The sequence below is a fragment of the Pseudomonas sp. P4_C3 genome, assembly GCF_056402075.1.
Window position 1 is genome coordinate 1 of record NZ_JBFUIC010000651.1, and the last position, 1,160, is coordinate 1,160.

Here is a 1,160-nt window from a genome sequence, read left to right on the forward strand (position 1 = left end):
CTTCTGTTTTGCCCGATGGACGAGCTGAGAAGCGTTACTGGTGGCATTAAAAGCGGGCTGGAGCTACGAAGAGCGCTTTAGGTGTAGTTAGCCAGCCAAACATCGTCGGCGCTAGTGTCGACGATGTTTGAACCAGTTTTTACACACTCTGGGCCATGGATGGCCGATGGCGGCGGGCCCACGGAGCAGGACCGGAGCGAGGGCATGCCGAGCCTAGGCGAGGCACCGAATGTCAGGGGCAAAGCGTTTTGGTTACTTTGGCGCTCTTCCAAAGTGACCCGCTGTAAGAGCGGAACCATAAGCCGCCGTTACCGCAGCAACGGATATGTACACCAAACATCAAACAACAAACCGCAATCACCCCACCTGATACCCAACCATTCAGAACAACCCCCCATCCCCCCGGTTAACAAAACATAACGTGGCGTCGATTGTCAGACATTAAAAAACACCGATAGGATAAGCCAGCTTCCGAAGGGGCTCTGGATTGCGGGTTTCAGGACTATGCTCTGAAACAGCCGGTCCAGACACGCACCCTTGCGACGCCCAGAAAGGTTGAACGACCTAACAATAATAATGGGAGAAGGTCTATGAGTGAGCCTGTCATGGGTGTGGGTATCTGCCGCCCGCCGGCACTGCGCAAATTCGCGTTGCTGGCTACAGCGCTCTCGCTGTTGGGCTCTGCCATGCYGTCGGCATCTGCGCTGGCCGCGGCGGCGCCAGCATCCGATGTTGTTTATTCCATTGAATCGGCCAAGGCCGCCAAAAGCCTGATGCTCGATGTCGTCCATGCCGGCAAGCGCCTGGTGGCGGTCGGGGATCGTGGGCACATCCTGTATTCCGATGACCAGGGCGCCACCTGGACCCAGGCCAAGGTCCCGACCCGGGCCCTGCTGACGTCAGTGTTCTTTGTCGATGACAAACACGGCTGGGCCGTCGGTCATGACGCACAGATCCTCGCCAGCGAGGACGGCGGTGCTACCTGGACCAGGCAATTCGAAGATCTGAAACGCGAATCGCCGCTGCTCGATGTCTGGTTCAAGGATGTCGACAGCGGCTTTGCCGTGGGCGCCTACGGCTCGCTGATGGAAACCACCGACGGTGGCAAGCATTGGGAAGACGCCAGCGACCGCCTGGACAATGAAGACCAGTACCACCTG

General features: G+C 58.2%; 1 protein-coding gene. It reads left to right on the top strand.

Annotation, left to right across the window (positions count from 1 at the left end):
• Positions 1 to 590: 590 nt before the first annotated feature.
• On the top strand, positions 591 to 1,160 hold a 570-nt coding region (locus tag AC1DVH_RS31495), incomplete at its 3' end, for a WD40/YVTN/BNR-like repeat-containing protein (protein WP_477757076.1).